The organism is Luteimonas sp. TWI596 (assembly GCF_039674105.1).
GTDB lineage: Bacteria > Pseudomonadota > Gammaproteobacteria > Xanthomonadales > Xanthomonadaceae > Luteimonas.
This window is the reverse complement of the sequence record NZ_JBDJMU010000015.1, coordinates 55,266-68,834: the sequence shown is the minus strand read 5'-3', so window position 1 is coordinate 68,834 and position 13,569 is coordinate 55,266. Positions and strand designations below refer to the sequence as shown.

Sequence of the window (13,569 nt, the reverse complement as noted above, 5' to 3'; positions counted from 1 at the left end):
AAGGTATGACATCCATGAAGACCGCACACCAGGCGCTCTTGGGTCTCGCATTGCTGGTGGCAGCGACGGTCGCCTCCGCGACCGTCGCCGTGCCCCCGGCGGTCCTGGCCGACGGCGTCCCCGAGATTCCCGACGACACCGCGACGCGTACGCGCCCCTACCTGGAGTTCCGCAGCGCGCAGTTCCTGGGCTGGAACCGGGCCGATCGCTCGATGCTGATCAAGACCCGCTTCGGCAGCACCGACCAGTTGTTCGAGGTCGCCCAGCCCGACGGCGCACGCCGGCAGATCAGCTTCGAGGCCGAGCCGACCCCGTTCGCCACCCATGCACCGGCCGGCGCGCCGGCACTGGTGGTGCAGAAGGACGTCGGCGGCGACGAGTTCTTCCAGCTCTACCGGCTCGACGAAGGCCGGCTGACGCTGCTCACCGACGGCAAGAGCCGCAACGCGTTCGGCGCCTGGAGCCGGGACGGGCGCTGGGTGGGCTATTCGTCGACCCGCCGCAACGGCACCGACGCCGATCTGTATGTGATCGATCCGCGCGACCCGTCGACCGATCGCCGGGTGGCGACGGTCACCGGCGGCGGCTGGAACATCAGCGACTTCTCCGCCGATGGCCGCAACGCCCTGGCGATCAACCGCCTGTCGATCAACCAGGCGGTGATCGCCGAGATCGACCTGCGCAGCGGCCGGATGACCCCGCTCACCGATCCGGCGCAGGTCGCGTCCTACGCCGACGCGCGCTACGCGGCCGATGGCAACATCTGGACGCTGTCCAACCGCGATGCGGACGTGGTGCGTCTGGGCAAGCTCGACCGCCGCAGCGGCGCATTCGCAGCGCTGAGCCCGGAGACGCCCTGGGACGTCAGCGACTACGCCGTGGCCGACGACGAACGCTTCGTCGTCTATGCGATCAACGACGCAGGCGTCTCGCGGCTGCGCGTGCTCGACCCGGCCAGCGGGCGGGTCCGCAACGTCGACGGCCTGCCCGACGGCGTGTTGCACTGGAGCTTCGGGCACCTGCTGCAGATCGCGCCCTGGGGTGAGATCGGCCTGAGTCTGTCGGCCTTCGATGTGCCGGGCGATGCGTTCTCGATCGATCCCGACACGCTCGCGGTCAGGCGCTGGACCCGCAGCGAGGCGGGCGGGCTGGATCTGGCGCGCAACCGGGCGCCGGAGCGGGTCGAGATCCGCAGCTTCGACGGCGAGGCGATGTCGGGCTTCCTGTATCGCCCCGACCCGGCGAAGTTCCCCGGCAAGCGGCCGTTGATCATCGACATCCACGGCGGGCCCGAGGGCCAGAGCCGACCGGGGTTCCTCGGCACCGACAACTACCTGGTCAACGAGCTGGGCATCGCGATCTTCCTGCCCAACGTGCGCGGTTCGTCCGGCTATGGGCGGCGGTTTCTCGACCTCGACAACGGGCCGTGGAAGCGCGAGGACTCGGTGCGCGACATCGGCGCGTTCCTCGATGCGCTCGAGCAGGACGCGGCGCTGGATTCGACGCGCTTCGCGGTCTACGGATTCTCCTACGGCGGTTACATGTGCTACGCCTCGGCAGTGCATTACAGCGACCGCCTGCGCGCGGCCAGCTGTGCGGTGGCGATCTCCGATTTCGTGACGTTCCTGGAGAACACCCAGTCCTATCGCCAGGACCTGCGGCGGGTCGAGTACGGCGACGAACGCATTGCCGAACAGCGCGCCAAGCTCGCCGAGATCTCGCCGCTGCGCAACGTCGATCGCATCCGCGTGCCGCTGATGGTCGCCACCGGCGGCAACGACCCGCGCGTGCCGCCATCGGAGGCCGAACAGATCGTCGCCGCCGTGCGCGCCAACGGCGGCCGCGCCTGGCACGTGCTCGCCCGCAACGAAGGCCACGGCTTCCACAAGCGCGAAAACCGCGACTACATCTTCTGGGCCGGCGTCACCTTCTGGCAGGACACCCTCCTCGACGACTAAAAACCGGGGTCAGAGTGCATTTCCCCCGCACCAGAACCGGGGTCAGCGTGCAATTTCCCCACATGACGGCGAGCGACGCCCCGATGGCGTCGCTCCCGTCGCACGGGCATCGTCGCTCGCACGCCACCGCAAGGATGCGAGCATGCGATGCCCCCGGATCGACCTGCCCGATGTGGCCCAGCACATCGTCCAGCGCGGCAACGACCGCCAGTCGTGCTTCTTCGACGACACCGATCGCCTGGGCTACCTGCAGGATCTGCGTGAAACCGCGCGACAGCACGGCTGCGCCATCCACGCCTACGTGCTGATGAGCAACCACGTGCATCTGCTGGCGACGCCGGCCGCCGCGGGACAGATCGCACGCATGATGCAGTCGCTCGGCCGGCGCTACGTGCGCTGGATCAACGCGCGTCACGGTCGCACCGGCACGCTGTGGGAAGGTCGCTACAAGGCCTGCCCGGTGATCGGCGAGGCGTACCTGCTGCGTTGCCTGCGCTACATCGAACGCAATCCGCTGCGCGCGCGCATGGTCGACGAGGCAGCCGAATATCCGTGGTCCAGTCATCGCGGCAACATCGGCGCCGTGGACGATCCGCTGCTCAGTCCGCATCCGGCCTGGCAGGGCTTGTCGTCGAGCCCGGCGCTGCGTCACCAGGCGTGGCGCGCGCTGGTCGCGGAGGCCGTCGATTCGAACGAGACCGAAGCCATTGCCGCGCATCTGCAGCGGCAGCACCTGTACGGCTCCGAGCACGCGCGGCAGGTACTGGAGGCCCGACTCGGGCGGCCGGCGGGGCCGGTCAGGCGGGGGCGGCCGCCGTGCGGGCGTGCAGGCCGGGCGGCGGAAAATGCACGCTGACCCCGGTTTTCAGAGGGCGGGCAGGCGCAGGGGCGGGAAGGCGCGTTGGACGCAGTCGGTGCGTTCGCAGACCTTGCAGCCCGGTCCGATCGGGGTGGCGGTGGCGAGGTCGTCGAGGTCGAGGCCGCGCGAGTAGGTCAGGCGGTCGGCGTGGCGCAGGTCGCAGCCCAGGCTCACGGCAAACGTCTTGCGCTGCCGGCCGTGGCCGGTCGGCCCGCTCTCGACCTGGCGGGCCAGCCAGAAGTGGCGGCGGCCGTCGGGCATGCGGGCGACCTGGGTCAGGATGCGGCCGGGCTGGTTGAAGGCCTCGTAGACGATCCACAGCGGGCAGGCGCCGCCGACGTGCGAGAAGTGGAAGTCGGTGGCTGAGTGGCGCTTGGAGACGTTGCCGGCGCGGTCGACGCGCACGAAGAAGAAGGGCAGGCCCGGACGCCCGGGTCGTGCGAGGGTGCTCAGACGATGGCAGACGGCTTCGAAGCCGACGCCGAAGCGGTGGGCGAGGCGGTCGATGTCGTAGCGCTCGGCCTGGGCGGCATCGAGAAACGCGCCGTAGGGCATCACCAGCGCCCCGGCGTAGTAGTTCGACAGGCCGATACGGGCCTGCGCCGCGCGCTCGGGATCGGCGAAGCCGGCCTGGGCGACCAGGGTGTCGATCAGTGCGCCGTGCTCGCGCAGCGCCAGTTCGGCGGCCATCTGGAACGCCTGTTGTCCGGGCTGCAGCCAATCGGGCAACCACAGGGTGCGGGTGTCCGGATCGAAGCGGCGCTTGTCGTCCATCCGGTCGTCCAGCGCCACGACAATGCCGTGGGCTTCGCGCAGCCGCTGGCGCAGGCGTGGCGCGACCTGTCCGGCGACCAGCCCGTGCGCGCCGAACGCCGCTTCGGCGATGTCGTCGAGCTCGGCGACGTGGTTGCGGCGCCGGTTGAAGTAGTCGCGCACCGGGTCGCCGTCGGGCCCGGCGAGTTCGACCTCGCCCAGGTGCGCGGCCAGCACGTCGGCGCGCTCGCGGATCGCGCGCTGGCGCCGGTGCAGGTCCAGCAGCAGGCGGGCGATGCCGGGCAGGTCGCCGGCCAGTGTCTCGAGCTCGTCCGGGGTCGCGGTGGTCTCGCCCAGGTCGGCCAGCGCCTCGCGCAGTTCGCCGACCAGGGCGGCCGGACCGGCGCCGTCGAACAAGGCCGGCTGCGGGCCGAGCAGGGCCTCCAGCCGCGCCTGCACTGCCGGGGTCAGCGGGCGTTGGTCGCGTTCGATCTGGTTGAGATAGCTCGGCGACAGGGCCAGTGCCTGCGCCAGCGCGGCCTGGGCCAGGCCGTGCTGCTGGCGCAGGCGGCGCAGTCGGGCACCGACGAAGCGCTTGGGGCGGGACATGGGGGTTCGCAACCTTCGCAGGAATGTGCGCGATGTTCGCACGATACGCGGCCGTGAACGGGCGCCGGGCGATGCGATCCTGCGAATAATGCGAATCCCGTCCCGCCCGCAGGCCTGCCCCATGTCGAATGCCCCGCACTCCGTCCCGCTGCTGATCGACGGCGAGTTCGTCCAGTCCCAGACCCGCGAATGGCGCGATGTGGTCAATCCGGCCACGCAGGCGGTGCTGGCGCGGGTGCCGTTCGCGACCGCGGCCGAGGTCGACGCGGCCGTCGCCGCCGCGCAGAAGGCGTTCAAGACCTGGCGCAAGACCCCGATCGGCACGCGTGCGCGGATCTTCCTCAAGTACCAGCAGCTGATCCGCGAGCACATGAGCGAGCTGGCCGCGATCCTGACCAGCGAGCAGGGCAAGACCCTGCCCGACGCCGAGGGCGATGTGTTCCGCGGCCTGGAGGTGGTCGAGCACGCCGCGGCGATCGGCAACCTGCAACTGGGCGAACTGGCCAACAACGTCGCCAATGGTGTGGACACCTATACGTTGCTGCAGCCGTTGGGCGTGTGCGCCGGCATCACCCCGTTCAACTTCCCGGCGATGATCCCGCTGTGGATGTTCCCGATGGCGATCGCGACCGGCAACACCTTCGTGCTCAAGCCCTCCGAGCAGGACCCGCTGGTGACGATGCGCCTGGTCGAGCTCGCGCTCGAGGCCGGCATTCCCAAGGGCGTGCTCAACGTCGTGCATGGCGGCCCGGACGTGGTCAACGCGATCTGCGACCACGTCGACATCAAGGCGGTCTCGTTCGTCGGCTCGACCAAGGTCGGCACCCACGTCTACAACCGCGCCTCGCTCGCCGGCAAGCGCGTGCAATGCATGATGGGCGCGAAGAACCACGCGATCCTGCTGCCCGACGCGAACAAGGAGCAGACCCTCAACGCGATGGCCGGCGCCGCCTTCGGCGCGGCCGGCCAGCGCTGCATGGCCGCCAGTACCGCGGTGCTGGTCGGCGAGGCGCAGGCCTGGATTCCCGATCTGGTCGCCAAGGCCAAGACGCTGAAGGTCGGCGGCGGCACCGAGGCCGGCACCGATGTCGGTCCGGTCATTTCCTGCGCGGCGCGCGAGCGGATCGAAGCGCTGATCGCTTCGGGGATCGAGGAGGGCGCGACGCTGGAGCTCGATGGCCGCAATCCCCAGTTAGGCGGCGACTACGCCAAGGGCAATTTCGTCGGCCCGACGATCTTCTCCGGGGTCAAGCCCGGCATGCGCATCTACGACGAAGAGATCTTCGGGCCGGTGCTGGTGATCCTGGCGGCCGAGTCGCTGGACGAGGCGATCGCGCTCGTCAACGCCAATCCCAACGGCAACGGCGTCGCGGTGTTCACCCAGTCCGGTGCGGCCGCGCGCAAGTTCCAGGAGGAGATCGATGTCGGCCAGGTCGGCATCAACGTGCCGATTCCGGTGCCGGTGCCGCTGTTCTCGTTCACCGGCTCGCGCGCGTCCAAGCTCGGCGACCTCGGTCCATACGGCAAGCAGGTGGTGACGTTCTACACCCAGACCAAGACGGTGACCGCGCGCTGGTTCGACGACGAGACGCTGAGCCACGGCGTCAACACCACGATCAGCCTGAAGTGATGATGACGGCCACCACCACCGCCGGCGCCGATTTCGGCCTGACCGAAGAGCAGGCTGCGTTCCGCGAGGCCGCGCGCGATTTCGCCGCCGCGCAGCTCGCGCCGCAGGCCGCGCACTGGGATGCGGAGGGCATCTTTCCGCGCGAGGTGATCGCCGGTGCCGGTGCGCTCGGCTTCTGCGGCATCTACACGCCCGAGGACGCGGGCGGCATCGGCCTGTCGCGGCTGGATGCGGCGCTGATCTTCGAGGAGCTCTCGGCGGCCGACCCCTCGACCGCGGCCTACATCAGCATCCACAACATGGCGACCTGGATGCTCGCATCCTGGGCCGGGGCGCGGGTGCGCGGCGAATGGGCCGCGGCGATGGCCAGCGGCGACAAGCTCGGCTCCTACTGCCTGACCGAGCCCGGCGCGGGCTCCGATGCCGCCTCGCTCAAGACCCGCGCGGTGCGCGATGGCGACGACTACGTCATCGATGGCAGCAAGGCCTTCATCTCCGGCGCCGGTGCCACCGACATGCTGATCGTGATGGCCCGCACCGGTGGCGAGGGCGCGCGCGGGATCAGCGCGTTCGCGGTGCCGGCCGACCTGCCGGGTATCGCGTACGGCAAGAAGGAAGAGAAGATGGGCTGGAACAGCCAGCCCACCCGCACGATCAGCTTCACCGGCGTGCGCGTGCCGGCCGACCATCTGCTCGGCGCGGAAGGCGAGGGCTTCAAGATCGCGATGAAGGGCCTGGACGGCGGCCGCATCAACATCGCGGCCTGCTCGCTGGGCGCCGCCCAGGGTGCGCTCGACGCCGCGCGCGGGTACCTGCGCGAGCGCAAGCAGTTCGGCAAGGCGATCGGCGAGTTCCAGGCGCTGCAGTTCAAGCTCGCCGACATGGCCACGCAGTTGGTCGCCGCCCGGCAGATGGTGCACACCGCCGCGCGCAAGCTCGATGCCGGCAGCGCCGATGCCACGGTGTGGTGCGCGATGGCCAAGCGCTTCGCGACCGATGCCGGCTTTGCCGTGTGCAACGATGCGCTGCAGTTGCACGGCGGCTACGGCTACATCCGCGAGTACCCGGTCGAACGGCTGTTGCGCGACAGCCGCGTGCACCAGATCCTGGAAGGCACCAACGAGATCATGCGCGTGATCGTCGCGCGCCATCTGCTCAACACCGAGGAGGACCTGCGATGAGCCACACTGCCCACGACTACCGCACGCGCGACTGGACCGGGCTGGGGCTTGCGATCGACGGCCACACCGCGATCGTCACGCTGCGCAATCCGCCGGCCAACACCTGGACCGTGCACAGCCTGGCCGCGCTGCGCGACCTGGTCGTCGCGCTCGACGGCGATCGCGACATCTATGCGCTGGTGATCACCGGCGAGGGCGAGAAGTTCTTCTCGGCCGGCGCCGACCTCAAGCAGTTCGCCTCCGGCGACAAGGCCGCCGCGCGCGAGGCCGCGCGCCGCTTCGGCGAGGCCTTCGAGGCGCTGAGCGCATTCCGCGGTGTGTCGATCGCCGCGATCAACGGCTATGCGATGGGCGGCGGGCTCGAATGCGCGCTGGCCTGCGACCTGCGCATCGCCGAGGCGCAGGCGCAGCTGGCGCTGCCCGAGGCGACCGTGGGTCTGCTGCCGTGCGCGGGCGGCACCCAGAACCTCACCCGCCTGGCCGGCGAGGGCTGGGCCAAGCGCATGATCCTGCTCGGCGAGCGCATCGACGCGGCGACCGCGCTGCGCATCGGCGTGGTCGAGGAGGTCGTGGAGCGCGGTGAGGCGAAGGCGCGCGCGCTGGACTGGGCGGCCAAGGCCGCCAAGCAGTCGCCGACCAGTGTCGCGGCCTGCAAGCGACTGGTCCAGACCACGCGCAGCCAGCCGGCGGTCGCCGGGCTGATCGCCGAGCGCGAACGGTTCGTCGACCTGTTCGACACCGCCGACCAGAAGGAAGGCGTCGCCGCGTTCCTGGAAAAGCGCAGCCCCGTGTGGACCAACGCATGAGTGCGGCCGATCCTGCCGCGGTGCTGTTCGAGGAGCGCGCCGCCGCTGGCGGCCGTCGCGTGGGCATCGCCACGCTCAACCGGTCCAAGACCCTCAACGGCCTGTCGCTGGAGATGGCGCGGCTGCTCGATGCGCAACTGGTGGCCTGGGCGCAGGACGAGGCGATCGCGCTGGTCGTGTTGCAGGGCGCGGGCGAAAAAGCATTCTGCGCCGGCGGCGACCTGCATGCGCTGTACGAGAGCATGACCGCGTATCGCGCGGCGGGCGCCACCGATGTGCGCGACAACGCCTACGCCGCCGAGTTCTTCGAGGTCGAGTACCGCCTCGACCACCGCATCCACACTTACCCCAAGCCGGTGCTCTGCTGGGGCCATGGCATCGTCATGGGCGGCGGCATCGGGCTGATGGCCGGCGCCAGCCACCGCGTGGTGACCGAGCGTTCGAAGCTGGCGTTCCCGGAAATCACCGTCGGTCTGTTCCCGGACGTGGGCGGCAGTTGGCTGCTCGCCCGCGTGCCCGATCGCGCCGGCCTGTTCCTTGCGCTGACCGGTGCGCTGCTGGGACCGGGCGATGCGATCCACGCGCAGTTGGCCGACGTGCAACTGGCGGAGGCCGATCGCGAGACGGTGTTCGACGCGCTCGCCGCCGAGACCTGGGCGCGCGAGGACCGCGACAACCACGCGCGCCTGGACACGCTGCTGCGGCGCTTCGCCGTGTCGGCCGAGTCCGGCCCGCTGCAGCGGCATGCGCAGACGGTGGCCGCGATCTGTGCGCACGCGCGGCTGGAGGACATCGTCGAGGCGATCGCCGCACTCGATGCCGGCGAAGACGCCTGGCTCGGCGCGGCGCAGAAGACGCTCGCCACCGGTTCGCCGGGATCGGCGCGGCTGGGGTTCGAGCTGCAGCGCCGCGCGGCCGACCTGTCGCTGGCCGACGTCTTCCGCATGGAGTACGTCGCCGCGCTGCACTGCGCTGCGCATGGTGATTTCGCCGAAGGCATTCGCGCGCTGCTGATCGACAAGGACCGCACCCCGCACTGGGAGCCGGCCACGCTGGCTGCCACGACACCGGCCTGGGCGCAGACGTTCCTCGTCGAACCCGACTGGCCGGGTGGTGTGCATCCACTCGCCGACCTGGCCTCGCCGCGCGCCGCATGACCTGTCGGCCGTCGAGGACCGCACGCCCCATCCGCATCGTCACCTGGAGAACCACATGACTCGCATCGCCTTCATCGGACTGGGCAACATGGGCGGGCCGATGGCCGCCAACCTCGCCAAGGCCGGCCACGCCGTGCGCGCCTTCGACCTCAATGCAGACGCGCTCGCCCCGGTCGTGCAGGCCGGCGCGAGCGCCGCTGCCAGCGCGGCCGATGCGGTCAACGATGCGGAGGTGGTGATCTCGATGTTGCCGGCCAGCCGCCACGTCGAAGGCCTGTACCTGGGCGACGACGGCCTGATGGCGACGCTGCCCGACGGCGCGCTGGTGATCGACTGCAGCACGATCGCGCCCGCTTCGGCACAGAAGGTCGCCGCTGCGGCGAAGGCGCGTGGCCTGCAGATGATCGACGCCCCGGTCTCCGGCGGCACCGCGGGCGCCCAGGCCGGCACGCTGACCTTCATCGTCGGCGGCAGCGCGGATGCGCTCGAGCGCGCCCGGCCGGTGCTCGAGGCGATGGGCAAGAACATCTTCTACATGGGCGAGGCCGGCGCCGGCCAGGTCGCCAAGCTGTGCAACAACATGGCACTGGGCGTGATCATGGCCGCGACCGGCGAGGCGATCGCCCTCGGCGCCGCGCACGGCCTCGATCCCAAGGTGCTGTCGCAGATGATGGCGGTCAGCACCAGCCGCAGCTGGGCGACCGAGGTCTGCAATCCGTGGCCCGGCGTGCTCGAGAATGCGCCGGCATCGCGCGGCTACACCGGCGGTTTTGGCAACGATCTGATGCTCAAGGACCTGGGGCTGGCCGCGGAGGCCGCGATGGGCACGGGCGCGGCGGTGCCGCTGGGCGAGCTGGCGCGCAACCTGTACGCGATGAACAGCCAGGCCGGCAACGGCGGGCTGGATTTTTCCAGCGTGGTGACGCTGCTGCAGCGACGCTGATCTGGACACCCGCCCGGCATCGCCGGGCGGATGATGGCGTAGGCGCGCCGCACGTGGCGCCGCGTGGCGTGGGCACGCACACGCGATCGGCCGGCGTCGGGCGCGCCATGTCTGGCGAGCTGGCGGAGGCGCGGCGATCCCCGCATGCCTGCCTGAGAATGCGACAGCGGGCACATGGGCGCAGGCTCGCGCATGACTTCCGGCGCCTGTGCGACGTTCGCCCGCTGCTTATGCTCGGGGGCTGGGTCGCCCGGGTGGCGACGCGTCTGTCTGGGGACGATCGAATGCCATCACCGTCGCTTCGCGCGCGGGCCCTGCGCCTGCGGTTTTCGTGTTTGTTGCCGTTGCTCGGCTTGCTGCTGTGCGGACCTGCATCGGCGGTGACCGGCTATTACCGCGATCCCGCGCTTCATGGCGCGCAGCTGGTGTTCGCCTCCGAAGGCGACCTGTGGCTGGCGGGCGTCGACGGTGGCCAGGCCCGGCGCCTGACCAGCCATCCGGCCAACGAGACCCAGCCCTCGATCTCCGCCGACGGCACCCGGTTGGCCTATGCGGCCGACTACGACGGCGCCACCGAGGCCTATGTGATGCCGCTGGCCGGTGGCGTGCCCAAGCGTCTGAGCTTCGAAGGCGGGCGCGTGCTGGTGCAGGGCTGGACCCCGCAGGGCGAGGTGCTCTATGCGACCGACCAGCGGGTGGGGCCGACCTGGTCGTGGACGCTGCATGCGGTGCATCCCGATACGCTGGCCCGGCGCGAATTGCCGCTGGCCGATGCGCGCGAGGCGACGTACGACGATCAGGGGCGGCTGTACTTCATCCGTTTCGGCCTGGCCGTGACCCAGGACAACGCGCGCGAGTACCGCGGTGGCGCTCGCGGCCAGCTGTGGCGCTTCGACCCCGGCGCCCGCGAGGCCGTGCGCCTGGCCGCCGACCACGTCGGCACGCTGTCGCGGCCGATGTGGTGGCAGGGCCGTGTGTACGTGACCAGCGATGCCGACGGCGTGCCCAATCTGTGGTCCTTCGATGCCGACGGCGGCGATCCGCAGCAGCTCACCGCGCATCGCGACTTCGAGGTGCGCGGGGCGCAGTTGCGCGACGGCCGCATCGTCTACCAGCGCGGCGCCGACATCGCCCGCTACGACATCGCCAGCGGCGACGATCGTGTGCTCGCCCTGACACTGGCGACCGACACCGCATCGCGGCGCACGCGCTGGCTGGACCGGCCGCTGGCCTTCCTCGACAGTGCGCGCGTGTCCGCAGACGGCAGCCGGGTCGCGCTGACCGCACGCGGGCGCGTGGCGCTCGCCGGCACCGGCGCGCTTCGCCGGATCGAGCCGGCGCTGCCGGAAGGCAGCCGGGCGCGCAATGCGGTTCTCAGTCCCGATGGGCGCTGGCTCTACGCGATCGGCGATGCCACCGGCGAGCATGAGATCTGGCGCTTTCCCGCCGACGGCAGCGGCCCTGGCGAGGCCCTGACGCGCGACGGCCGCACCCAGCGCTTCGACCTGGCGCCCTCGCCCGATGGCCGTTGGCTGGCGCACAGCGATTTCAGCGGCGCGCTGTGGTTGCTGGACCTGCGCAGCGGGCAGAACCGCCGGATCGACCAGAGCCCGGTGCGCGCCTACGAAGGCGTCGTCTGGGCGCCCGACAGTCGCGCGCTGGCCGTGGTGCGACCGGACACGAGCTATCAGCGTGAGCAGATCGTGCTCTACACCGTCGCCGACGGGCAGCGCCATGTGCTGACCAGCGACCGCTACAACAGCCATTCGCCCGCGTTCACCGCCGACGGCCGCTGGCTGTACTTCCTGTCCGAGCGCGAGTTCCGCGCGACCCCGGGGGCGCCCTGGGGCGACCGCAACATGGGGCCGATGTTCGACAGGCGCACCCGCCTCTATGCGCTGGCGCTGCAGCCGGACAACCGCTTTGCGTTCCAGCCGCCGACCGAATTGCGCGCCGTCGATCCGGCGATCGATGCCGACACCCCCGAGCGCGAGGCCGAGAAGGCCGAGGATGCGAAGGAGGCCGCGGCAGGCGCGCTGCCGCGGATCGTCACCGCCGGGCTGGCGTCGCGGCTGTACGAGGTGCCGGTGGAGGCCGGCAACTATCGCGCGCTGGCTGCCGGCCAGAAACACCTGTTCGTGCTCGACCAGCCTTCGCAGGCCGAGGCCATGCCGGCGCTGCGCAGCATCGCCTATCGCGCCGAGCGGGCGCGCATCGAGACCTTTGCCGAGCATGTCGCCGAGTTCGGCCTGTCGGCCGACGGCAAGACCCTGTTCTACCGCACGGCCGAACGCGATGGGCCGGGGGCGATGTACCTCGTCCCGGTCGCCGACAAGCTGCCCGACGACCTCGAGCCGTACCAGGTCCGGACCGGCGACTGGCGCCTGGCGGTCGAACCGACGCGCGAGTGGACGCAGATGTTCGACGATGCCTGGCGCATGCAACGCGACTACCTGTTCGACCCCGGCCTGCGCGGCCAGGATTGGGTGGCGATCGGCAACAAGTACCGCCCATTGCTGCCGCGCGTGGGCGAGCGCACCGAACTCGACGACCTGCTGCGGCAGATGGTGGCCGAACTGGGCGTGCTGCATTCGCAGGTGCGCGGGGGCGAGTACCGCCAGGACCCCGAGCGTCCGGTGCCGGCTTCGCTCGGCGGTGTGTACGAGGCCCATGCCGACGGCGTGCGCCTGCGCCATGTCTATCGCAGCGATCCCGAGCTGCCCGATGCGCGCGCGCCGCTGGCCCGGCCCGGCACCGCGCTGCGCGCCGGTGACGTGATCACCGCGATCAATGGCCAACCGGTGCGCACGCCGGCCGACGTCGCGCTGCGCCTGGAACACCAGGCCGGACAGCAGGTGCGGCTCGACTACCGCCGCGACGGGGCCGCACGCAGCACCGTTGCCGTGCCGGTGACGATGGAGCGCGATGCGCAGCTGCGCTACGACGACTGGGTGCAGTCGCGCCGGGAGCACGTCGAGCAGGCGACCGACGGCCGCATCGGCTACCTGCACCTGTACGCGATGGGCGCCAACGACATCGCCGCCTTTGCGCGCGAGTTCTACGCCAACGTCGACCGCGAAGGCCTGGTCATCGACGTGCGTCGCAACCGCGGCGGCAACATCGACAGCTGGGTCCTGGGCACGTTGCTGCGTCGCGCCTGGGCGTTCTGGGCGCCGCCGGGCTCGGCGCCGTACTGGAACATGCAGCAGAGCTTCCGCGGCCACCTGGTGGTACTGGCCGATGCGCTGACCTATTCCGACGGCGAGACCTTCTCTGCCGGCGTGCAGGCGCTGGGCCTGGGCCCGGTGATCGGCCAGCGCACGGCCGGTGCCGGCGTGTGGCTGAGCGACAGCAATCGCCTGGTCGATCGCGGGGTGATGCGCGCGGCGCAGAATGCGCAGTTCGACCGCGACGGACGCTGGTTGATCGAAGGCCGCGGGGTCGATCCGGACATCGCGGTCGACAACCTGCCGCACGCGGCGTGGCGCGGTGAGGATGCGCAGCTCGACCGTGGCATCAGCGAACTGCTGCGCCGGCTCGAGGCGGCCCCGGTGCCGCGGCCGCAGCCGCAGCCGTTCCCGATCCGTGGCCGCTTCGACGACGGCGAACCCGCCGCCATCGACGCCGCGCCGTCGGGACCGTAGCGGCAACACGTCATCCCGGCGTTGCCGGG

General features: G+C 70.9%; 9 protein-coding genes. 8 read left to right on the top strand and 1 reads right to left on the bottom strand.

What is annotated here, in order from left to right:
- Positions 1 to 14 precede the first annotated feature (14 nt).
- Together ABE487_RS12545 and ABE487_RS12540 are read left to right on the top strand one after the other, a co-directional pair.
- Positions 15 to 1,958 carry a prolyl oligopeptidase family serine peptidase gene (locus tag ABE487_RS12545; RefSeq protein WP_346451261.1) on the top strand — a complete coding sequence of 648 codons (1,944 nt, stop codon included), beginning with the start codon at positions 15 to 17 and terminating at the stop codon, positions 1,956 to 1,958.
- Positions 1,959 to 2,100: 142 nt separating this feature from the next.
- Positions 2,101 to 2,814, top strand: coding sequence for a transposase (locus tag ABE487_RS12540; protein ID WP_346451262.1), 714 nt, complete (start codon positions 2,101 to 2,103; stop codon positions 2,812 to 2,814).
- A 9-nt stretch (positions 2,815 to 2,823) separates the two neighbouring features.
- Here ABE487_RS12540 and ABE487_RS12535 read toward each other — a convergent pair whose 3' ends face one another.
- Positions 2,824 to 4,179 (bottom strand): short-chain fatty acyl-CoA regulator family protein, encoded by a 1,356-nt coding sequence (locus ABE487_RS12535; protein WP_346448208.1) that lies wholly within the window; start codon positions 4,177 to 4,179, stop codon positions 2,824 to 2,826.
- A 121-nt stretch (positions 4,180 to 4,300) separates the two neighbouring features.
- On the opposite strand from ABE487_RS12535, the gene ABE487_RS12530 reads away from it, so the two are divergent.
- From ABE487_RS12530 to ABE487_RS12505, 6 genes are all read left to right on the top strand, one after another.
- On the top strand, positions 4,301 to 5,809 hold the full coding sequence (locus ABE487_RS12530) for a CoA-acylating methylmalonate-semialdehyde dehydrogenase (RefSeq protein WP_346451263.1): 1,509 nt from the start codon (positions 4,301 to 4,303) through the stop codon (positions 5,807 to 5,809).
- Positions 5,810 to 5,811: 2 nt separating this feature from the next.
- The gene (locus ABE487_RS12525; RefSeq protein ID WP_346451264.1) at positions 5,812 to 6,990 is read left to right on the top strand and encodes an acyl-CoA dehydrogenase family protein; all 1,179 of its coding nucleotides are present in this window, start codon (positions 5,812 to 5,814) and stop codon (positions 6,988 to 6,990) included.
- A complete protein-coding gene (locus tag ABE487_RS12520) occupies positions 6,987 to 7,796 on the top strand; it encodes an enoyl-CoA hydratase (RefSeq protein WP_346444428.1) in 810 nt (269 codons plus the stop codon). The genes ABE487_RS12525 and ABE487_RS12520 overlap by 4 nt, the downstream gene beginning before the upstream one ends.
- Positions 7,793 to 8,953, top strand: coding sequence for an enoyl-CoA hydratase/isomerase family protein (locus ABE487_RS12515; RefSeq protein WP_346451266.1), 1,161 nt, complete (start codon positions 7,793 to 7,795; stop codon positions 8,951 to 8,953). Before ABE487_RS12520 ends, ABE487_RS12515 begins: the two co-directional genes overlap by 4 nt.
- A gap of 43 nt (positions 8,954 to 8,996) precedes the next feature.
- Positions 8,997 to 9,896: a 3-hydroxyisobutyrate dehydrogenase gene (gene mmsB / locus ABE487_RS12510; protein WP_346451349.1), complete on the top strand. Its 900-nt coding sequence runs from the start codon at positions 8,997 to 8,999 to the stop codon at positions 9,894 to 9,896.
- A 335-nt stretch (positions 9,897 to 10,231) separates the two neighbouring features.
- Complete coding sequence (locus tag ABE487_RS12505) at positions 10,232 to 13,540, top strand: S41 family peptidase (protein WP_346451268.1); 3,309 nt, start codon at positions 10,232 to 10,234, stop codon at positions 13,538 to 13,540.
- The last annotated feature ends 29 nt before the right edge of the window (positions 13,541 to 13,569 follow it).